The sequence below is a fragment of the Pontibacter korlensis genome (assembly GCF_000973725.1).
GTDB lineage: Bacteria > Bacteroidota > Bacteroidia > Cytophagales > Hymenobacteraceae > Pontibacter > Pontibacter korlensis.
The window spans coordinates 953,738-975,371 of record NZ_CP009621.1; the positions used below are offsets into that span (position 1 = coordinate 953,738).

Genomic DNA, 21,634 nt, shown 5'->3' on the forward strand with positions numbered 1-21,634 from the left:
TACATGACCACATACAGAAACTTCATACTTGCCACCTGCTGTCTGGCCTTTATAGCCACAGGCACTGCTGAGGCCCAAAACAACAAAAAGAAAGGCAAAGCTCCGCAACAGGAGGCCCCGGCACCACAGGTGCAAGCACCGAGCGAGCGTGACAGGCAGATAAGCGAGGCAATGTTTCTGGATGGAATGAAATATTTTATGCTGGAGGACTATCAACAAGCCCTCCAGCTTTTTCAAAAAGCCTACACTGTTACTCCCAACAACGCTGCTTTAAACTATAAGATTGGCGAAACATACCTGCACTTGCGGGAGCCAAAGTCGGCTATGCCTTTTGCCCTGGCAGCTGTTAACCTTGAGAAAACAAACGCTTATTATTACCTGCTGCTAACGCAGCTCTACGCAGAGCAACAGCAGTATGATGCCGCTGCACAGGCCTTTAATGACCTGCTGCGCAACGTGCCTAACTCCAACGAATACCTCTTCAACCTTGCAGACCTGTACTTGTCTCAGTCTCGCTACGACGATGCGCTGCGCACCTATGATCGCATAGAAAAAGAGTTTGGCGAGATGGAACAGCTCCTGGTAAACCGCCAGCAGATATACCTGCGCCAGAAAAATGTAGACAAGGCAATTGCTGAAGGAGAAAAGCTACTGAAGGCGTACCCAACTGAGATGCAGTACTTCCTCTCTCAGGCGGAGCTGTATAATGCAGCCAGACGCACTGACGACGCTATCGCAACGCTTAACAAGGCACTGCGCCTGGACCCGAACAACCCCTTTGCTCATCTTATGCTGTCAGACCTGAGCCGCCAGAAAGGCGAGTTTACGGAGTCGGAGCGTCAGGTGAAATTAGCTTTTGCCAGTGCAGAGCTTGATATAGACACTAAAGTTCGAATACTAGTAGATTTCATACGGCAGCTGCCAAACCCACAGATAGAGGAAGTGGCTTTGGAGCTGGTAGATCTCACTATAGAGAAACACCCAGATGAAGCCAAAGCCTATGCCGTAGCTGCTGACCTGCAGACAATAGTGGGTCGGAAGGAAGTTGCGCGCAACAACTATCTGAAAGCAGTTAAGCTGGATGATTCCCATTTTAAGATTTGGCAGCAAATAGTGTTGCTAGATGCTGAACTGGAGGAACCTGCAGCCATGGTTAAGCATGCAGAGCAGGCGCTGGAGTTGTTCCCGAACCAGGCTGTGTTTTGGTTCTACAGCGGCACAGGCCATTTGATTGAAAAGAATTATGAAAAGGCCGTAAAGGCGCTGGAGTATGGCAAGCGCTTGTCTATTGGGGAACCAGAACTGGTTCTACAGTTTAACATGCAGCTGGGTGATGGTTATAACTCCCTGAAAGATTACCAAAAGTCTGACGCGGCTTATGAAGCTGTGCTGGCGCAGGACGCTAACAACGAGCACGTGCTAAACAACTATAGCTATTTCCTCTCTCTAAGAGGTGAGAACTTACCCCGTGCCAAGCAAATGTCAGAGCAGCTTATAAAGCTGCACCCTAATAACCCTACCTATTTAGATACCCATGCCTGGGTGCTTTACAAGATGGGCGAGTACACAACAGCCCGTAAGTACCTAGAGCAAGCAGTGGCTATCTCCGATGATGCCACCATTGTAGAGCATTATGGCGACGTGCTCTTTAAATTAGGCAAGCAAGAAGAAGCTGTAAGCCAATGGCAAAAAGCCAAATTAAAAGGAGAAGCCTCCGCATTTATCGATAGAAAGATAAAAGAGAAGAAACTGTATGAGTAAGCACATGCTGCTTTTCCTGTTCGGCCTGCTGTTACTGGCAGGCTGCAAGAAGGAAACTGCACCTACCACAGCCTCCACCACCACTACCACTGTTGGAGAGGTAAAAGTTAATAACCTCGACTTTACTTACCTAAGCACCAAAGGGCAGATTACCCTGAACGACAAGAACGACAACCTGTCCTCAGGTGTAAGCATCCGTATGCAGAAGGATAGTGTAATTTGGGTGTCAGTACTTCCTGGCTTGGGAATTGAGGCTGCCCGCATGATGCTAACACAGGACTCGGTATACTTTATGAACCGCCTGAAGAAGGAATATGCCGCAACAGACTATGGTTTTCTGCGAAACAAGCTGCAGGTAGATGTAAACTTTGATGTGCTACAGGCTATACTTCTAGGTAATTATCAATCGGTAGGTGCCGAAAAGGTAATGAGCGTTGAAGGGCAGCAGTACATACAGCAACAGCGCCACAACCTCACGTTCGATTATTACATCAGCAACCAGAATAGTAAGCTACAGCAGCTAAACGCAAAAGACATCAATACAGGCAATACAATTACAGTAAAGTATAACAGCTTCGAACCTATAGGCCAGGTGCCGTTTGCTTATGAGCTGATAGCACAAATACTACAAAAAGGGCAAGTTTCAGATTTCACCCTGAAGCATAGCCGTGTCACCATTTCAGATGAGCCTCTCTCGTTTCCATTCGGAGTACCAGGCGACTATAAGCACCTCACTTTTAATTAAATCTCAGGGCCTGTTGGTTCTTCCGTTATAGATTTACCATATTTGTAGACTGAGAGAAGAAGAACTACCCGTTTTGATGAAGGCCCTTTACAGAATAGCCTTTTTTCTACTTCTGCTGAGCCTACCGATGGCCACTATGGCCCAGAAAAAGTCTAAGGCGCAGCTGGAGAAAGAAAAAAAGGAAAACCTCACCCGAATAAAAGAAGCTAACCAGATTCTGCAACAGACCAAAAAGCAGAAGCAGGCTTCTATTGGCCAGCTCAATGCCATCAAGGAGAAAATTACAGTTCAGAAAGGTGTTATCGACAACATCTCACGAGAAATTAATTTTATAGAATCTGACGTAAAGGAGACAGAAGGTATTGTTGGCTCCTTACAAAGAGATCTCGACAAGCTAAAGGAAGAGTATGCCACGATGGTTTACGCTGCCTCAAAAACAGCGAACAGCTATAATAAACTCATGTTCCTGTTTGCCTCCGACTCTTTTAACCAGTTTGTGATGCGCCTGCGCTACCTGCAGCAGTATTCAGAAGCACGCAAAAAACAGGCTGAGCAGATTAATAAAGTACAGGCAGTGCTTAGCGGGCAATTAACCATACTTGAATCGAAGAAACAGCAGAAAAAAAGCCTATTGGGCAAACAGGTAGCTGAAAGTAAAAACCTGCAAAGCCTGAAACAGCAGCAGGATAGTGTTATTACACGACTTAGCCAACAGGAAAGCAACCTGAAGAAAGAGGTAGCACAGCGCCAGCAGGCAGTTAAAAAGCTAGACAACCTTATTGCTGACATTGTGCGGGAAGAAATTGCCCGTGCCGCCCGTGCCGCCCGTGCGGCAGGTAAGGAAACTAGCGGTAGTCCGAACAAGATTACACTTACACCAGAGGCAGCCCTCATATCTTCATCGTTTGCCGGCAACAAAGGCAGGCTGTCCTGGCCGGTAGAAAGAGGCTTTATCTCGCAGAAATTCGGACGCCACAATCACCCTGTGCTGAAAGGCGTTGTAGTCGAGAACCGAGGTGTAGATATTCAGACGGCACAAGGCGCCACGGCTCGAGCTATATTTGAAGGAAAAGTACTAACGGTGGCGTCGGTACCCGGCATGAATAATATTGTAATGGTACAACATGGTGAGTACTTTACGGTATACGCCAAACTTAAAACTGTAAGTGTAAAACCAGGGCAGACCGTTAAGCTAAAAGATAACATCGGTACTGTGTATACAGACAGTGACGGCACCACTGAACTTCAGTTTCAGATCTGGAAGAACAGCTCCAACATGAACCCTGAAAGCTGGATAGTGAAACAGTAGAAGGGCGAACAGCTATAAAGCAGAAAAGCCACGGCAAATGCCGTGGCTTTCTCTTTTGGATCTACCTCCCCCAGGCAAACCCAGTAAAATAACTAAAGGCCGTTTGTGTTAAAACTGAACAGCACTAAAATAAAAAAACACCCCACAGTGCAGGGTGCCTTTCCAAGCTATGAAAACAAACTTAATATTTATATCTAAAGCAGGTACAAAAGCCCTGCAGTGATTTCACGACACTAAATTACAACCTCATTCATAAAGATGCAACTTTGAGGCAAAAACAAATAGCTTTTCAAGCATTCCTGTATAGCTATACTACTATTTTAGAATAAGGTTTCGGTTTTACCTGACCTCATTAAAAAAATTTTACCATCGTTAAATTGCGGTGAGGCAACCCATTAACAGCAGCTCCGTTAATAAGAAGCTACTTGCACAGGTACAGTTTCTGGCTTTCGCTCATACCCAGTTTGTCAATCTCTGTGCCAAATTCCCACCTTTGCCATAAGGTACTAGTTATCAACAAATAAAACAATAGCCAAAAAATTAAAAGTCCCAATTTGGGATAGAATTCACACCAAATAACCCATATTTGGAAAACCTGCCAAAGTTATATAGCCTTGGGGCTTCTCCTTTGATTATACATACTTGATAAAGTATGCTGGTTATTTCCCACAACTTCTGGGCCAAGCACTCTTATTTTACATACTTTTGGCTATTTTAAACTTATCGCTTCTGATGTGGGTTTATTTAAAATATTAACCCTAATTTTGTAGCACACATTTAAACATTAAAGACATGGGTATCACCAACATTTTCTTATTTATTGGAGGCCTAGGCGGTACAGAAGTAGTTCTGATTCTGTTTGCCATTCTGTTACTGTTCGGCGCTAAGCGTATTCCTGAACTGGCTAAAGGTCTTGGACGTGGCATCCGCGAGTTCAAAGATGCTACCAAAGAAATTAAGAGCGACATCGAGAGCTCAGTAAAAGACGACAACAGCACCACGAAGTAATCCCTTCCTGCTTATTATAGCTTTTTAAGGTAGCAAAATGTGCCTTAATGTTGTTTTCCTCTTCCTGGGGGACCTGGGTGGAGGTGAGATGATGGTTATTCTAACCGCCATCCTTTTGCTGTTTGGCGCAGATAAGATTCCAAATATTGCCCGCTCTTTTGGCAGAGGCATGAGGGAATTCAAAGACGCAACAAACGAAATCAAAAATGAACTAGAGCAGTCCATTAAAGACGATCCTAAGTCCAAAAAAGGTTGAGACAGTATAATTCGCTACGAGACATCCGCACAGACATTGCCAATGGCCAGGTCTCGTGCAGGCAATTGGTAGAGCAGTACCTCCAGAACATTAAGGAGAAGGCTGAGCTGAATGCTTTCCTTGAGATTTTTGAAGATGAGGCATTGGCACAGGCCGAAGCCGTTGATAAGAAGTTAGCCGACGGCACGGCAGGTAAGCTGGCAGGTATGGTGATAGGCATAAAGGACGTGCTGGCCTATGAGGGGCACAGTCTGCAAGCCTCCAGCAAAATCCTGAACGGCTTTAAGTCGCTTTATACTGCCTCCGCAGTTAAACGATTACTTGATGAGGATGCTGTTATCATAGGCCGCCAAAACTGCGATGAATTTGCCATGGGCGCTTCTAATGAAAACTCCGCCTTTGGGAATGTCCTAAATGCTGACGACCCTAACCGTGTACCAGGTGGTTCTTCGGGAGGTTCGGCAGTAGCTGTGCAAGCAGATTTGTGCCTTGCCTCTATAGGCTCTGACACAGGTGGCTCAGTACGTCAACCTGCCTCGTTCTGTGGTGTTGTAGGTTTCAAGCCTACATACTCACGTATTTCCCGTTATGGGCTTATTGCTTATGCTTCTTCGTTCGACCAAATTGGCCTGATCACGAAAAATGTTGAAGATGCGGCCCTGCTACTGGAAGTAATAGCCGGACAGGATGGTATGGACAGCACTGCTAGCCAGCGTGAGGTGCCAGCTTACAGCGAGCTATTACAGACTGATAAAAAGTATAAAATTGGTTACATCCGCGACTGCTTCGAGCGTGAAGGCTTGGAGACAGAAGTTAAGGATGCCATACTTGGCGTAAAGGACATGCTGCGTGATGCAGGCCATGAGGTAGAGGCTGTGGATTTCCCCTACTTGGACTTTATGGTGCCTACTTACTACATCCTGACCACTGCAGAGGCCAGCTCTAACTTGGGCCGCTACGATGGTGTAAAATATGGCTTCCGCTCAGAAAATGTAACCGACCTTACATCGTTGTACAAAAAGACTAGAGCCGAGGGCTTTGGCGAGGAAGTACAGCGACGTATTATGCTAGGTACCTTCGTACTTAGCGCAGACTATTACGACGCTTATTATACTAAGGCACAAAAAGTTAGGCGCCTTATAAAAGAGAAGACCGACGAGTTGCTTCAGGCATATGATTTTCTTATCTTGCCTACAGCTCCTACTACAGCTTTTAAGATAGGAGAAAATACAGCGAACCCGTTGGCCATGTATCTGGCTGATATCTTTACGGTTCAGGCCTCGCTTGCAGGCGTACCAGCCATCTCTATTCCGGTTGGGCGAGATGCCAACGGCCTGTCCATCGGGTTGCAATTAATGACCCGCTCATTTGAGGAGCCGCAACTGCTTGCTTTCTCAAATTACATCCTGGACAAGATAACCGTTGAAGCATAAACCTTGACATGACTTACAGCAAATTCTTTACATTGCTTGCGGCTATGGCTGGCAGCATCTGTGCGTTTAGCGCCAGTGCTCTCGGCCATAGCCGTTTGCTTGAGACACCGTCTTATTCACTAGATTCACTTACGGTTCCGACAGACTCTCTTAGCCTACTGCTTACTGTCGAAAAGGATACCACCATACTTATGCTGTCGCCGGAGGAACTGGCGTTGCTGGTGGAGATAATTCCGAACGAGCCCAACGATGTGATAGCAGACAGGCTAAGCTGTATGGAGTCTGAGATACCATTGGTGTTTAACGACTATGTAAGGAATTTCATCGACTACTTTACCATCCGTAATCGCAAGTATACGCGCACGATGCTCACGCGCGAAAACGTATACTTCCCGCTCTTTGAGAAGTACCTCAAAAAGCACAACATGCCGGATGAACTGAAGTACCTGGCTATCGTAGAGTCAGGCCTTAACCCCAAGGCGCAAAGTCCTGTTGGGGCCGCGGGCCTGTGGCAGTTCATGAAGCCAACCGGCCGCGAGTATGGCCTAGACCAGAACCAGTATATAGATGAGCGCCTGGACCCTGAGAAGTCTACTGAGGCCGCTATGCAATTTCTGCGACGCCTGTACAAGTACTACGGCGATTGGGAACTGGCACTGGCAGCCTATAACTGCGGTCAAGGTAACGTAAACAAAGCTATTCGCAGAGCTGGTGGCAAAAAATCATTTTGGGATATATTTCCATACCTGCCGCGCGAAACCAGAGGATACGTACCAAGTATGACTGCTGTACGCTATGCTATGAGATATGCTGGTGAGCACCACATCTTCTCAGACTCTATACTTTACCAGCCGGAGGTGGCACACCTGGAGGTAACGCATGAACTGGACCTGGAAAAGTTAGCAGAGCAGCTTCACCTTAATGTGGAGGAACTCACTTATTTAAATCCGGAGCTAAAAAAGCATACAGTACCTGGCCGAAACTACAAACTGCGCATACCTTCTGAAAAGGCTAGCCTGTTTGCCACTAACGACGACAAGAACTGTATACTTTTAGCTGCCGCTCCTGCCTCACATCAGCCAAGAGAGCCAGAGCACACACCAGTACTGCTCGCTTCTGCTAAAACAGAAGAGACTACTGGAAGTAAAGAACCTGCTAAAACTGAGAAAGTGGCTTATAAAGTGCAGCCGGGCGATAACCTGATACAAATTGCAAAGCGCCACGACGTAACGGTAGACCAGCTAAAAGAGTGGAACAACCTCAACAACACCAACATTAAGGTTGACCAAACCCTGGTAATTATGCAGCAGGGCCAGGCTACTACAGGTACTGTACTGGCTTCAAACAACAATGGAAAGCAAGAAACAAAATCAGTAGTAGAGAAGAAAGAGCTGATCTACCACGTTCAGCCCGGAGATACGCTTTGGCAAATTTCCCGCAAGTACGACGGCATTAGCGTTGAGCAAATCAAGAAGCTGAACAAGCTGAAGTCTAATAACCTGAAGCCGGGCCAGAAACTGATCTTAAGCTAAGCAATTTGATACCACTATACCAGGAGCACCTTCTTTGCGGGAGGTGCTCTTTGTTTATACCTTCCTAAAAGAGGCTATAGTGTTAAAAAAGCAACATTTTCTGCTCTCATAACTTTTGCACCACTTATCTTTGAAGGCTCAGCTTTGGATTAACGGTAAATTCTTATAAAATTGGTATTTAACCAGATATACCAGGGGAAATATTAAAGAATTGTAAGCCGAGCTGAGCAAGCATACCACTTACAACAACACAACATGATCAAAGTAAACAAAGAGGACGCCCTTAACTACCACATGGACGGCAAGCCCGGGAAAATTGAGGTGGTGCCTACTAAAATGGTAAGCACACAGCACGATTTAGCATTAGCTTATTCTCCGGGTGTTGCAGAACCTTGCAAAGAAATTCACGCTGACAAAGACAATGCTTATAAATATACCGCCAAGGGTAACCTGGTAGGTGTAATTTCCAATGGCACCGCTGTTTTGGGCCTTGGAAATATCGGGCCAGACGCCTCAAAGCCTGTGATGGAAGGAAAAGGTGTACTCTTTAAGAAGTTCGCCGGCATTGATGTGTTCGACATTGAGATCGACAGCACAGATCCAGAAGAATTTGTCCGCATTGTAAAGTCGCTGGAGCCAACATTCGGAGGCATCAACCTAGAGGATATCAAGGCGCCTGAGAGCTTTAAGATTGAAAACGCCCTGAAGACGCAGATGAACATTCCGCTGATGCACGACGATCAGCACGGAACAGCTATCATCTCGTCGGCAGCCCTGCTGAACGGACTGGAGCTGGTAGATAAGAAGATAGACGAAATCAAGATGGTGATCAACGGTGCTGGTGCCGCAGCCATTGCCTGTGCCAAGCTTTATGTAGCACTAGGTGTTAAACTGGATAACATCGTGATGTTCGATAAAGATGGCATCATCCGTCCAGAGCGTGATGACCTTGACATCTACCGTGCACAGTTTGTAACTACACGTAAGATAACTACGCTTGAAGAAGCCATGGTAGGCGCCGACGTGTTCGTAGGTCTTTCCGCCGGAAACGTGCTTGCACCAGAGTATGTGAAACTGATGGCTAACGACCCGATCATCTTTGCACTAGCCAACCCAGACCCGGAAATCGCTTACGATGTGGCCATGGCTACACGCGAAGACCTGATCATGGCTACCGGTCGTTCTGACCATCCTAACCAGGTAAATAACGTACTAGGCTTCCCATACATTTTCAGAGGAGCACTGGATGTGCGTGCCACTGAGATAAACGAGGAGATGAAATTGGCAGCCGTACATGCCTTGGCTGACCTGGCAAAGGAGCCTGTTCCGGAGATTGTACACAAAGCCTATGGTGATAACACGATCAACTTCGGTCGCTTTTACCTTATCCCGAAACCGCTGGACCCTCGCCTGATTACCACTGTGTCGCCGGCGGTTGCAAAAGCTGCTATGGACAGTGGCGTGGCTCGCATTCCGATTACTGATTGGGAAGCTTACGAGCAGGAGCTGCAGGAGCGTATTGGTATCGATCAGAAGCTGATGTCTCGTATTACTACGCAGGCTAAGAAAGATCCGAAGACCGTAGTATTTGCAGAGGCTGATAACTACAAGATCCTGAAGGCCGCCCAAATTGTACAGGAGCAGCGCATTGCTAAGCCTATACTTTTGGGTAACCCGGAGCGCATCCATGCCATCATCGCTGAGAACAACATGGACCTACATGATGCCATCATCATTGATCCGGTGGCTGAAGAAGAGAAGAAGGAAGAGTACGCACATATACTTTACCAAAAGCGCCAGCGCAAGGGTGTTACCTTGTTTGATGCCCGCCGCCTGATGCGCGACCGTAACTACTTTGGCAGTATGATGCTGCACACAGGAGAGGCTGATGCCCTTATCTCCGGCCTTACCCGCGACTACTCTAAAACTATATCACCTGCACTGCAGGTAATAGGTGTAGAAGAAGGCGTGAACAAGGTGGCAGGTATGTATATTGTGCTTGGCCAGAAAGAACCATACTTCTTTGCCGACACCACTGTAAACGTAAACCCAACTGCCGACGAATTAGTTGATATCATCGGTTTAACGGCACGTACTGTCCGTTTCTTTGATACAGAGCCACGCGTGGCGATGCTGTCGTTCTCTAACTTCGGCTCTGTTCGCGGCGATATTCCTGATAAAGGCGCTGAGGCAGTTCGTAAAGCGAAACAGCGTTACCCGGAGTTGCTCATTGACGGCGAGATGCAGGCAAACACAGCCTTAAACCGCAACCTGCTGCGTGAGCACTACCCGTTCAGCGAACTAGCAGAAAAAGGTGCCAATACATTGGTTTTCCCAACACTTACAGCCGGCAATATTGCTTATAAACTGCTGCAGGAAATTGGTGGTGTTGAGGTAATTGGCCCTGTACTTATGGGTATGCGCAAACCAGTACATATTCTTCAGCTTGGTTCATCTGTCCGCGACATCGTGAACATGATAGCCATTGCTGTCGTAGATGCACAGAACTATAACAATCAGCATATATAGATGATAGCCTATATTGATGGCAAGTTAACTCATAAAGATCCAACCTACGTCATTATCGAAGCTAATGGCGTAGGTTATCAGATCAAGATTTCACTTAGTACGTACTCTTCGCTGCCTGGTAGCGAGCGCTGTAAGCTGCACACCTACCTGCATATTAAGGAGGATGCCCATACCTTGTATGGCTTTGCCACAGTAGCAGAGAAGGATGCGTTTCTACACCTCATTTCCATATCAGGCGTGGGCCCTAATACAGGGCTCATGATCCTGTCTTCCCTCTCGGTGGAGGAGATACAGCAGGCCATTGTGCGCGAAGATGTGCGCACCATTCAGCATGTGAAAGGCATAGGCGCTAAAACTGCTCAGCGTATCATCCTGGAACTGAAGGATAAGATGAAAAAGGAGGTGATGCTGACGGATGCTCCTGTATCTGCTGCTGCATACAATACAAATCGTGCCGAGGCGTTATCAGCATTAGTAACATTGGGCTTTGCCAAGAATGTTGCCGAAAAAACGCTGGACGCAATCATAAAACGCGAAGGGGGAAGCCTGAGTGTAGAGGAGTTGATAAAGTTTGCGTTGAAGTCTTCATAAGAGAGAATATCCTATTTTGATCTGGAAAAGTAAAAAGCACAACCTGCTGCTTGCCACGGTTGCTACTGTATCTTTGTTGGCCTGGTGGTCGCGGGCGGAAGGGCTTCGTGCGCCAGATCAATATAGTTCTTCTGTGCTCCAGAGTATCATTTCCTGGCAGGATACCACCCGCCGAGACACTAGCAAGTATATTCCGAGCCGTAGGCCTACCTTTACTCCTTCCGACCGCTATGGCAGCCCATTTGGCACCCGTAGCAGTACCTCTCCCCTGTTGCTGGGCCAGCCAAACAACCTGCAGCTGAATGTAGAGCTGGATGATAGCCTGCAGCAGTATAATATTACGGAGACCATTGGCGATAGCGTTATGTACCGCCCACCGTCTTCTATGTCGATGCGGGAGTATTCTGAATGGCAGCAACGCGAGGCTATCCGTAATTACTGGCGTGCAAAATCTGCCGGACTTGATGGGGAGAGTGTGGTCAGCAGCAACCGTCTTATCCCTAAGCTGTACATCAGCCCTGTTTTTGACCGCATCTTTGGCGGCAACTATGTAGACATACAACCTAACGGTAACGTGTCGCTTAAATTTGGCGCGCGCTTTAACCGCAACGAGAACCCAACTATTCCGCTCAGCCAGCAGCGCACCGGCGACTTCGACTTTGAGCAGAACATCTCCCTGAACCTGGTGGGCAAGATAGGCGAAAAGATGCGCCTTAACTTTAACTGGGACAACAACGCCAACTTCGACTTTGAGAATAACATGAAGTTGGACTATACTGGCTATGAAGAAGAGATCATACGTAAAGTAGAGGCCGGTAACGTAAGCCTTCCGCTAAACAACTCATTGATTACAGGTGCCCAGAACCTGTTTGGCGTAAAAGCGCAGCTGCAGTTCGGTAGACTGGGTGTAACAACCATCGCCTCCAGCGTGCGTGGCACCAACGACGAGGTAGTGATACAGAACGGCGGGCAGAACAGGCCTTTCGAGATCCGGGTAGATGCCTACGACCGTGACCGCCATTTCTATTTATCCCAGTTCTTCCGGAACCGGTATAACGAGGCTCTCAAGAACCTGCCGCTGGTAAACTCTGGTATTGTGATTCGTCGCGTGGAACTGTACGTAACTAACAACAACCGCTCTACGGAGAACCTGCGTAACGTAGTTGCTTATATGGACTTGGGTGAAGCCGATCCATACCGCGAAGCATTTGAGAATGGCAGACCAGCGACAGCTCCTGCCGATAACGCTGCAAACTCGCTTTACAGCAGAATTTCTCCACGCAACAGCAATGCCCGTAATAACTCCAGCGTTGATTCCTACCTGCAATCGCTGGGATTGGAGAAAGGTATAGACTTTGAGCACGTGCGTGCCAGAAGGCTGGAGCCTAACGAGTATAAGTTTAACCCGCAATTAGGTTATATCTCCCTTAACTCCGCTTTGCTACCCGACCAAGTATTGGGTATTGCTTTCGAGTATACTTACAATGGCAAAACTTACCAGGTAGGTGAACTGATGGATGATTACCAAAACCTCGACTCGGAGAAGGTCATCCATATGAAATTGCTGCGTGCTACAAGTCCATCATTAAACTACCCAACCTGGGACCTGATGATGAAAAACGTGTATGCGTTGGACGCCACACAGATAAACAGGGAGGACTTTAAGCTGCAGGTCATCTATAAAGATGACGAAACAGGTGTAGACCTGACAAGTATAAAGGAGCCAAGCCCAATTCAGAACATCCCGCTGGTAGAGGTACTAAACCTGGACAACGTAAACTCGAACAACGACAAGCCAAGCGATGGTAACTTTGACTTTCTGCCGGGTATAACTATTGATACAGAAAGTGGCCGCGTATACTTCCCGCAAGTAGAGCCATTTGGCGACTACCTGGCCGGCAAATTGCAAGGCTACCCGAACCTGATAGACCAGTATGTATTCCAGGAGCTATATGAGCAGACACAGACGGATGTACAGCAAAACAACGTAAAGGCTAAATTCTACCTTAAGGGCAGGGTAAGATCAACCTCCACTGATGAAATTATGCTACCGGGCTTCCAGATTGCAGAAGGCTCCGTGGTAGTATACTCTGGCGGCACAAGGCTAGTAGAAGGTACCGATTACCAGGTGTTCTATGACTTGGGCCGTATCAAAATACTGAACCCAAGCTACCTGAACTCGGCTAACGACCTTCGCGTGACTTATGAGAAGGCTGAACTGCTGAACATACAGCCACGCACTATGCTGGGTGCCCGCTTCGATTACCGCCTGAACGACGATGTAAACTTGGGTGCCACAGTACTGCACCTGAACGAGCAGACTTTTATCAACCGTGTAAGTATAGGCGACGAACCTACAAACAACACCATTTATGGCTTTGATGTGAATGTGCAAAAAGAGTCGCGAATGTTGACACGTTTCGTAGATGCGATCCCGCTGATACAGACAAAGGCTCCGTCGCTGATTACATTTAACAGTGAGTTTGCACAGCTAATCCCAGCCAAGTCTAAGTCTAACGCTAACGAAGATGGAGCTTCTTACCTCGATGACTTTGAAGGAGCCGAAACACCGTACAGTCTGGGCGGATTTAACAACAGCACCTGGCGTGTGGCTGCTACTCCTGCCCCACTTGTACCTGGCCAAGGACTGACATACTCGTACAACCGCGCGAAGTTAGCCTGGTATACTATCGACCAGATTTTCTATCGTAACTCTGATAACCTGAGGCCGGATAACATTACAGAGGAGGCACTAAGAAACCATTACGTGCGTGGTGTAAGACGAACAGAGATATTCCAGAATCGCGATGCAGAAGTAACCAACAACTACGAGTATACTTTTGACTTAGCGTACTACCCACGCGAGCGGGGCCAGTACAACTATAACCCAGACCTTACACAGCAGGGTTTGCTGGCCGGAGACCCGCGCAATAACTGGGGCGGTATCAGCCGTGAAATTTCTTTTGATACCGACTTTGACAACGCCAACATCGAGTATGTAGAGTTCTGGATGATGGATCCTTTTATTGCAGGAGCTAATGGTAGAGACGGAGCTTTCGGCGGCAACGTCAACAGCAAAGACCCAGGCCAGCTGGTACTGAACTTGGGCAACGTGTCTGAGGATATCCTGAAGGATAACGAGTACTCCTTCGAGAATGGCTTGCCGGCCTCTGACAATGATGTGCAAGACCTGGAGGAGACTATATGGGGCCGCGTAACGCAGCAGCAGTTCCTGACCGATGCCTTTACAGGTATACCGGGCGGCCGCCAGCGGCAGGACATTGGCTTAGATGGCTTGAATGATGCAGATGAGCAAACACACTTCCAAGACTTATTTTTAAGTCGTATACAAGGCTCACCGCCACAAATGGTTCTGGATGACCCATCTGCAGATAATTTTCTGCACCACCTGGACCCGGTGTATGACCAGATGAACGCAGGTATACTACAGCGCTACAAGAACTTTAACGGCATGGAGAACAATTCTCCTGAAAACAGCCGTTTCGCTAACTATGCTTACCCTGATAAAGAGGACCTGAACGGCGACAACGTTATCAGCGATCTGGAACAATATTACGAGTACAAAATTAACCTGAACCCTAGCCAAATGAATATAGGCCAGAACTATATTGTGGATAAGGTTGAACAGGAATTGCATGGAGACAATGTAACTTGGTATCAGTTCCGGGTGCCAGTACGCCAGCCAACAGGCTCAGTAGGTAATATCAACGGCTTTAAGTCTATCCGCTTCATGCGTATGTACATGACTGGTTTCTCGGACCCAGTGGTACTGCGTATGGCACAGTTTCAGTTCGTGGCAAACCAGTGGCGCAAGTTTGAGCAACCGATTACAGAAGGAACCCCATGCCTTACCTGTACCGACGATGCGCGCAGCTTTACTGTATCTACTGTTAACATTGAGGAAAACGGATCGCAAACTCAGGCTTCCGAGACAAACATTCCTTATGTAGTGCCTCCAGGAATCAACCGCCTGCGTGACTATGCTTCAACCAACAACCGCCGCCAGAATGAGCAGTCGCTGCAACTATGTGCTGAGGACCTAAGAGACTCTTTCTCAAAGGCTGTATTTAAAAACATCGCTCTTGACCTGCTCGCTTATAAGCAGCTGAAGATGTTTATACATGCCCAGTCCAATGAGTCAGGAATACGCGACGGGGAGATGCAGGCATTTATCCGTATTGGTACAGACTTTACGCAAAATTATTACGAGTACGTAGTGCCTCTGAAGTTTACTCCGAATGGCAGCAGAACGGCAGAGGCAATCTGGCCAACCGAAAACGAGGTTAATATTCCGTTACAGCAGTTGGTAGACGCCAAGGCTGAGCGTAACAGAAATGCCCCGGGCAACATCTTTGTGCCTTACACGGTGAATACGGAAGATGGCAAGATGATTCGTGTGGTAGGTAACCCTGACTTCAGCGAGGTAGAAGGTATTATGATTGGTATCCGTAACCCTTCTGATGTTAATGCAGATTCTCGCCCACACTCAGCTTGTATCTGGGTAAACGAGCTGCGCGTAACTGACTTTGTAAACCGTACCGGATGGGCTTCTACTGCACGCTTGAACGCTAAGCTAGCCGACTTTGCCAACGTAACAGCTACGGGTGGTTATACTACTGTAGGTTTTGGCGGACTGCAGCAGCCGCTCTCCCTTCGCTCTCGCGAAGACATAGCACAGTTTGACGTAAGCGCAAACATGGTGCTGGATAAGTTTCTGCCAGAGCAGTGGGGTGTAAAGGTGCCTATGACAGTACAGTATGGCGTAACCACTGCTGAGCCACAGTACGACCCACTGGACAAAGATATGCCGCTGGAGCAATCGCTTACCAAGTTCAATGACGATGAAGCCCGGGATGAGTACAAGAAGGAGGTTGTCACCAGGGAAACTCGTAAAAGTATAAGCCTGCTGAACGTGCGTAAAGAGCGCACAAACCCTGAAGACAAAGTCCGGATTTATGATATTGAGAACTTTGCCTTCTCCTACTCTTATTCTGAGCGCTTGTTCTCCGACATTGAAACTGACCGAGACTATACCAAAACTTACACCGGGGGTATAGCTTATACTTATGACAACACGCCAAGAAACTATCAGCCGTTTGCAAAGAGCGAGAAACTGAACTCGCCGTACCTGCGCCTGATAAAAGACTTTAACTTTTCGCTGTTGCCGAGCCGCTTCTCCTTCCGTGCTGATTTAAATCGTTTCTACAATGAGACGTACCTGCAGCGCCCAGACCCGGAGACTCGCTTTGTAACTACCCGAGGCATTGAACCGGTGTTCCAGAAGTCGTTCTACTTTAACCGTATTTACGATATGCGCTGGGATCTTACCAAGAGCCTCTCGCTAGACTATACCGCCACCAACCGCTCAGTAATTGACGAGCCGGATGGCCGCATTAATAATGAAGTAGACTCACTTCAATACAAAAACAAGACGATCCGGGAGAACCTGTTAAGCGGCGGCCGCAATACTAACTTCAACCAGTTAGTCGCGCTGAATTATAAACTGCCATTCGACAAGTTCCCGCTTACGGACTGGCTAAGTGCTGATACCCGCTATGCCACCACCTACATCTGGACGGCAGGCTCTACGGCCCTAAACCAGGACACGACGTTCAGGCTGGGTAATACCGCTGAGAACAATGTGGAGCTCAGCGTAAATGGCCGTGTTGACCTGGTGAAGCTTTACAATAAAGTGAAGTTCCTGAAAGACGTGAACTCTCCGGCTCCAGCCAGGACAGCTCAGGCTGTTGCCAACGACTCCACAGCCAAGCCATCTAGGGACATGAAGTTCCTGAAGTCGCTGGCACGTGTGCTAATGATGACACGCTCCTTGAACGTGACATACCTGGAAAACCGTGGCTCCATGCTGCCAGGCTATTTACCAGACACCAAGTTCTTCGGTTTTGATGATGCTTTTGAAGCACCAGGATTGCCGTTTATACTTGGCAAACAGTATGACTTGCACGAGCTGTATAACCGCATGAACAACAATGGCTGGTATACCGATAGCAGCCAATACTTGAACACTCCGTTTAGTGGGATAAACACCGAGACCTTTACTGGCCGGGCTAACCTGGAGCCGTTCCGCAACTTCAATGTAACGGTAGATGTGCGCCGTGCTAAGTCAGTTATAGAGGAAGTGTTCTACAGAAAAGAGTTTGATGATTTCGGAGATGTAGGCACAGGGGATATCCGTCAGAACCCGTTTACCTCCGGCTCATTCAGCACATCATTCTTAGCGCTGGGAACACTGTTTGAGTCTACACAGGACGGTTTGTCAGAGGCATTCGAGCAGTTCGTCCGCAACCGCCATGTGGTGCGCGACAGGCTGACTGTTGCCAACCCTGCTGCAGGTGACTCAGGTTATAGCCTGAATTCGCAGGAAGTATTGCTTAAATCATTCTTGTATGCCTACCAGGGCCGGGAGATAAATGGCTACGAGGCAAAAGCGGAGAATCCGTTCAGCCGACTGCCTATCCCGAACTGGAGCGTTACATATAATGGTTTGGAACGCCTGCCGATCTTCCAGAAGTGGTTCAGCCAGATTAGCTTGTTGCATGCGTATAACTCCAGCTACAATATTACCAGCTTCTCCACTTCACTGGCATATCAGCAGGAGCCGGAGGGCTTCCCGACACAGAAAAACGAGTTCGGTCAGATTGAGCCATACTTTATCGTAAACCAACTAACAGTAGTTGAGCGCCTTGCGCCACTACTAGGAGTCAATTTCAGGACCAAAACTAACCTTACCGGCCGACTTGAGTATAAGATGGAGCGTAACCTGTCGCTGAACCTAACGAACGCGCAGATTACGGAAACGAACGTGAAGGATTACGTTGTTGGCTTTGGCTACAGCACTACCAGCTTTAAAATACCATTTACCCGTACCACGCTTGACAATGAGTTGACCATGCGCTTAGACCTGCAGGTACGTGATAACCAGACGGTGCAGCGGGCCATTTCGACCGATAACAGTGGTGTAGAGCGCAGCCAGAACCAAATTACAAATGGTACACGCCAGTTGCAGTTGCGCCCAACTATTGACTATGTGCTGAGCCAGCGTCTGAACTTACAGTTCTATGTGCTACGCACTGTGTCAGATCCTAAGATATCTACGTCGTTCCGTAATAGCGTAACCGAGGGTGGCGTTCAGCTGCGGGTAAGTCTGCAATAAAGTTTTGGCATTGCAAAAAAGGCTGTATTTTTGAGAAAGAATCTAAAAATACATAACAAATGAACCTACCTGAAAACTTAAAGTATACCAAAGACCACGAGTGGGTGCGCGTTGAAGGCGACGTAGCATACGTTGGCATCACTGACTTTGCTCAAAGCGAACTTGGCGACATCGTATATGTTGACATCGACACTGTAGACAAGCAGATTAACCAGGATGATGTTTTTGGTACAGTAGAAGCGGTAAAAACTGTTTCTGACCTGTTCAGCCCTCTTGCTGGTACCGTATTGGAGTTTAACGAGCAACTGGAAAACAACCCAGAACTTGTAAACTCAGATCCTTATGGCGAAGGCTGGATCATTAAAATGTCTATCGACGATGCAAGCCAAATAGAAGGCCTACTAACGGCTGATGGTTATCGTGAGGTAATCGGCCAATAATTTTACCATAAACAAGAGAGTAGAGTTGATACTACGCTACAACCTATTCACTTTTATTTGGGCAGCAGTGATTTTGTTAACTACACTGCTGCCCTCTACCTCCCTACCTTCTACCCTGTCTATCTGGGAAATTCTCTCCTTCGATTCTTTTGCACACGCCTTCATGTTCTGCGTGCTATGCTTCCTGATGATCGTAGGCTTAACAAAGCAGTTTACTTACCCGCACCTGCACCACTACGCCATCAGAGCCAGTCTGGTAATAAGTACCTCTTTCGGCATTGCCATCGAGTTAATGCAGCACTTTTTTATTTATGGCCGGCAAGGAGATATTGTCGATATAATGGCCAACACAATAGGTTGCCTGCTGGGTATTGTGCTCTTCAAGTGGATCTATATCTGGTAGCTATACTTCTCTGTAGCTTCTAGGGTAGAAGTAGTGGTTCTGCTTTATTATATTAGAAGTATGAACAAACGCCACCTTCTCCTCCTATCCCTATACTTCTTATTACCTGTTGCCCTAGTAGCGCAGGACCACATGGCACGTGTGCGGCAAACGATGGACACGCTAACCTCTAAAATTATGTATGGCCGTGGCTATACTTTCGGTGGCGATCGCAAAGCAGCAGAGTATATCAGGAACAGGTTTCAGCAGATGGGTTTGCACCCTATAGGCAATTCATACTTTCAGGAGTTTAGCTTTTCGGTGAACCGCATAGTAGAAACGCCACAACTACAGGTGGATGGGCAGCAGCTCACACCCGGACAGGATTTTGCAGCCCGCTCCTCCTCTACCTCTGGCGCTGGCAAAGCCATGGTACTTCCGCTAGATACACTCATCTTTACCAGTGCTAAAGCAGCTAAAAAGTTCTTCAAGCAAAGCTTTACTGATAAAGCCCTGGTGTATCCGCAAAAGGAACAGAAGCGGTTGGCACAATTACCTGTGCAATACCAACAAAAACTGCAACAGGCAGCCTTACACATTGTGCTTCAGCCAACAGCTTTATTAACCACTGTGGCCAGAGAACAAGATGCCGTACCGGTGTTGGAGGTGCGCCAAGACGTGTGGCCCCGGCAGGCAAAGCAGGTTACTTTTAGCATCAAAGCTGATTTAAACCCGCAACACCAGACCCGAAATGTAATAGGTTTTATCCGAGGGAGTCAACAGCCGGACTCCGTGCTGGTTTTCACGGCACACTACGACCACCTGGGCAGCCAAGGAGAAGAAGTGTACTTTCCGGGAGCCAACGACAACGCCAGTGGCACCACCATGTTACTGGAGCTGGCACAGCATTATAGCTGCCCAGAAAACAAACCTAAGTATAGTATGGCTTTCATAGCTTTTGCTGCCGAAGAGGCTGGTTTGCTTGGCTCATTTTATTACGTTAAGCTACCTCTCTTCCCGCTGCAACACATCTCTTTCCTGATTAACATGGACCTGTTAGGTACCGGAGACGATGGCTTGATGGTGGTGAATGGCAAAGTACACGAGCAGGAGCTTAACCTGCTACAGCGCTTAAACGAACAGCACCAGTACCTGCCACAGATCAAGAGCAGGGGAAAAGCAGCAAACTCCGACCACTACCCATTTTCAGAGGCAGGTGTGCCCGCTTTCTTCTTTTACACCTTAGGAGGAACAGCAGCTTACCATAACACGCAGGACCACGCAAAGCAGCTGCCACTTACTAAATTTCCAGAGGTATTCAGGTTAATTACCAGCTTTGCAGAGGCACTAATGAGAGACAAAGCAAACTAATTCTATACAACAAAAGGAAGGGCCGCTGCAAGTATAAATTGCAGCGGCCCTTCCTTTTTAACTCAACTTGTACTTACAAGATATTGTTGATCTGTTCTTTTATCTTCTCTAACTCTTCCTTCATCTCTACTACGTAGTGCTGAATGGTAGCATCGTTGGCTTTGGAACCGATGGTGTTAATCTCACGGCCAATTTCCTGGGAGATAAAGCCTAGCTTCTTACCTGTCGGCTCTGGCAAGTATACCGTTTCGGTAAAGTAGTGCAGGTGGTTTACCAAACGCACTTTTTCCTCGGCAATGTCCAACTTCTCCATGTAGTAAATCATCTCCTGCTCAAAACGGTTCTGGTCAAAGTGCTCAGAAGAAGAGAGTTCGCCTATGTGGCCACGAATACGAGCACGGATATTCTCGACGCGCACCGGGTCCTGCTTCTCTATCTCGGCTAACAGGATTCTAATTCGGTCTATATAGGACACAATCTCTGTTGTAAGCGCTTTACCTTCGTCAGCCCGGAAAGTATTTATATTTTGAAGTGCCTCCTGGATAAGCGGCTGCACAAGCTCCCAATCAGCCTCGGCTGTTTCTTCGTCCTGCTCCTCTTGCTGTAGTACTTCTGGCATATGCAGGGCCAACCTAAAAATCTCTCCTTTTTCTGCCCCTACCTGGTCTGCCACATCGCTAAGCTCAGTAAAGTATGCTTTCAGCAGGTCTTTGTTTACAGTGTTACGTGCCTTCTGCGACTTGTTCTTTGTGAATTCCACAGTTACACTCACCTTGCCACGCACCAGCGCCTTCTGCACCATGTTCCGGATCTCATACTCTTTATCAGACAAGAATTTAGGCGTACGCACGCTCAGGTCCATACTTTTAGAGTTGAGCGAGCGGATTTCTACGGAGATGGAATACTGGTCGGCGTCGAGGCGGGCACTGCCAAAGCCTGTCATTGACTGCAACATAAGCTCTTTATAAAATGATACTTTGGCAAATTAGGTATAAATATTCAAATTTGTGCAGCTAGTGCCGCTAAAGCTGTGAAAAGCCGCTGTTAAAGTGCGCAGCTCAAGTATAACTTGCTTGATGCTG

General features: G+C 47.5%; 14 protein-coding genes. 13 read left to right on the plus strand and 1 reads right to left on the minus strand.

The features are described 5' to 3' along the window. Positions 1-3: 3 nt before the first annotated feature. The 13 genes from PKOR_RS03895 (at position 4) to PKOR_RS03955 (ending at position 20,552) form a co-directional block, all read left to right on the plus strand. The gene (locus PKOR_RS03895; protein WP_046309234.1) at positions 4-1,761 is read left to right on the plus strand and encodes a tetratricopeptide repeat protein; all 1,758 of its coding nucleotides are present in this window, start codon (positions 4-6) and stop codon (positions 1,759-1,761) included. Continuing rightward, complete coding sequence (lolB1, locus tag PKOR_RS03900) at positions 1,754-2,506, plus strand: lipoprotein insertase outer membrane protein LolB1 (RefSeq protein ID WP_046309235.1); 753 nt, start codon at positions 1,754-1,756, stop codon at positions 2,504-2,506. Before PKOR_RS03895 ends, lolB1 begins: the two co-directional genes overlap by 8 nt. Positions 2,507-2,582: 76 nt before the next feature. Next, complete coding sequence (locus tag PKOR_RS03905) at positions 2,583-3,815, plus strand: murein hydrolase activator EnvC family protein (protein ID WP_046309236.1); 1,233 nt, start codon at positions 2,583-2,585, stop codon at positions 3,813-3,815. Between the two features lie 792 nt (positions 3,816-4,607). Next, positions 4,608-4,823, plus strand: a complete 216-nt coding sequence (locus tag PKOR_RS03910) for a Sec-independent protein translocase subunit TatA/TatB (RefSeq protein ID WP_046309237.1) — start codon at positions 4,608-4,610, stop codon at positions 4,821-4,823. A 37-nt stretch (positions 4,824-4,860) separates the two neighbouring features. Then, positions 4,861-5,079, plus strand: coding sequence for a Sec-independent protein translocase subunit TatA/TatB (locus PKOR_RS03915; protein WP_046309239.1), 219 nt, complete (start codon positions 4,861-4,863; stop codon positions 5,077-5,079). Next, on the plus strand, positions 5,076-6,512 hold the full coding sequence (gene gatA / locus PKOR_RS03920; RefSeq protein ID WP_046309241.1) for an Asp-tRNA(Asn)/Glu-tRNA(Gln) amidotransferase subunit GatA: 1,437 nt from the start codon (positions 5,076-5,078) through the stop codon (positions 6,510-6,512). The genes PKOR_RS03915 and gatA overlap by 4 nt, the downstream gene beginning before the upstream one ends. Positions 6,513-6,520: 8 nt before the next feature. After that, complete coding sequence (locus PKOR_RS03925) at positions 6,521-8,044, plus strand: lytic transglycosylase domain-containing protein (protein ID WP_046309243.1); 1,524 nt, start codon at positions 6,521-6,523, stop codon at positions 8,042-8,044. 255 nt (positions 8,045-8,299) lie between these two features. Next, positions 8,300-10,573: an NADP-dependent malic enzyme gene (locus PKOR_RS03930; RefSeq protein ID WP_200897424.1), complete on the plus strand. Its 2,274-nt coding sequence runs from the start codon at positions 8,300-8,302 to the stop codon at positions 10,571-10,573. Continuing rightward, complete coding sequence (gene ruvA / locus PKOR_RS03935; protein ID WP_046309244.1) at positions 10,574-11,164, plus strand: Holliday junction branch migration protein RuvA; 591 nt, start codon at positions 10,574-10,576, stop codon at positions 11,162-11,164. Between the two features lie 16 nt (positions 11,165-11,180). After that, positions 11,181-18,359 carry a T9SS outer membrane translocon Sov/SprA gene (sov, locus tag PKOR_RS03940; RefSeq protein WP_235337231.1) on the plus strand — a complete coding sequence of 2,393 codons (7,179 nt, stop codon included), beginning with the start codon at positions 11,181-11,183 and terminating at the stop codon, positions 18,357-18,359. Between the two features lie 59 nt (positions 18,360-18,418). Further along, positions 18,419-18,799, plus strand: a complete 381-nt coding sequence (gene gcvH / locus PKOR_RS03945; RefSeq protein WP_046309246.1) for a glycine cleavage system protein GcvH — start codon at positions 18,419-18,421, stop codon at positions 18,797-18,799. Between the two features lie 25 nt (positions 18,800-18,824). After that, positions 18,825-19,202: a VanZ family protein gene (locus PKOR_RS03950; RefSeq protein ID WP_046309247.1), complete on the plus strand. Its 378-nt coding sequence runs from the start codon at positions 18,825-18,827 to the stop codon at positions 19,200-19,202. A 60-nt stretch (positions 19,203-19,262) separates the two neighbouring features. Further along, positions 19,263-20,552 (plus strand): M28 family metallopeptidase, encoded by a 1,290-nt coding sequence (locus PKOR_RS03955; RefSeq protein ID WP_084694720.1) that lies wholly within the window; start codon positions 19,263-19,265, stop codon positions 20,550-20,552. A 73-nt stretch (positions 20,553-20,625) separates the two neighbouring features. Here PKOR_RS03955 and PKOR_RS03960 read toward each other — a convergent pair whose 3' ends face one another. Then, positions 20,626-21,507 (minus strand): YicC/YloC family endoribonuclease, encoded by an 882-nt coding sequence (locus tag PKOR_RS03960; RefSeq protein WP_046309250.1) that lies wholly within the window; start codon positions 21,505-21,507, stop codon positions 20,626-20,628. Positions 21,508-21,634 lie beyond the last annotated feature (127 nt).

Coding starts and splice junctions, on each gene's coding strand:
- PKOR_RS03960 (WP_046309250.1), bottom strand. CDS start 21,507: ATGTTGCAGTCAATGACAGGCTTTGGCAGTGCCCGCCTCGACGCCGAC.
- lolB1 (WP_046309235.1), top strand. CDS start 1,754: ATGAGTAAGCACATGCTGCTTTTCCTGTTCGGCCTGCTGTTACTGGCA.
- PKOR_RS03915 (WP_046309239.1), top strand. CDS start 4,861: ATGTGCCTTAATGTTGTTTTCCTCTTCCTGGGGGACCTGGGTGGAGGT.
- PKOR_RS03930 (WP_200897424.1), top strand. CDS start 8,300: ATGATCAAAGTAAACAAAGAGGACGCCCTTAACTACCACATGGACGGC.
- PKOR_RS03955 (WP_084694720.1), top strand. CDS start 19,263: ATGAACAAACGCCACCTTCTCCTCCTATCCCTATACTTCTTATTACCT.
- PKOR_RS03910 (WP_046309237.1), top strand. CDS start 4,608: ATGGGTATCACCAACATTTTCTTATTTATTGGAGGCCTAGGCGGTACA.
- gcvH (WP_046309246.1), top strand. CDS start 18,419: ATGAACCTACCTGAAAACTTAAAGTATACCAAAGACCACGAGTGGGTG.
- PKOR_RS03895 (WP_046309234.1), top strand. CDS start 4: ATGACCACATACAGAAACTTCATACTTGCCACCTGCTGTCTGGCCTTT.
- PKOR_RS03905 (WP_046309236.1), top strand. CDS start 2,583: ATGAAGGCCCTTTACAGAATAGCCTTTTTTCTACTTCTGCTGAGCCTA.
- PKOR_RS03925 (WP_046309243.1), top strand. CDS start 6,521: ATGACTTACAGCAAATTCTTTACATTGCTTGCGGCTATGGCTGGCAGC.
- ruvA (WP_046309244.1), top strand. CDS start 10,574: ATGATAGCCTATATTGATGGCAAGTTAACTCATAAAGATCCAACCTAC.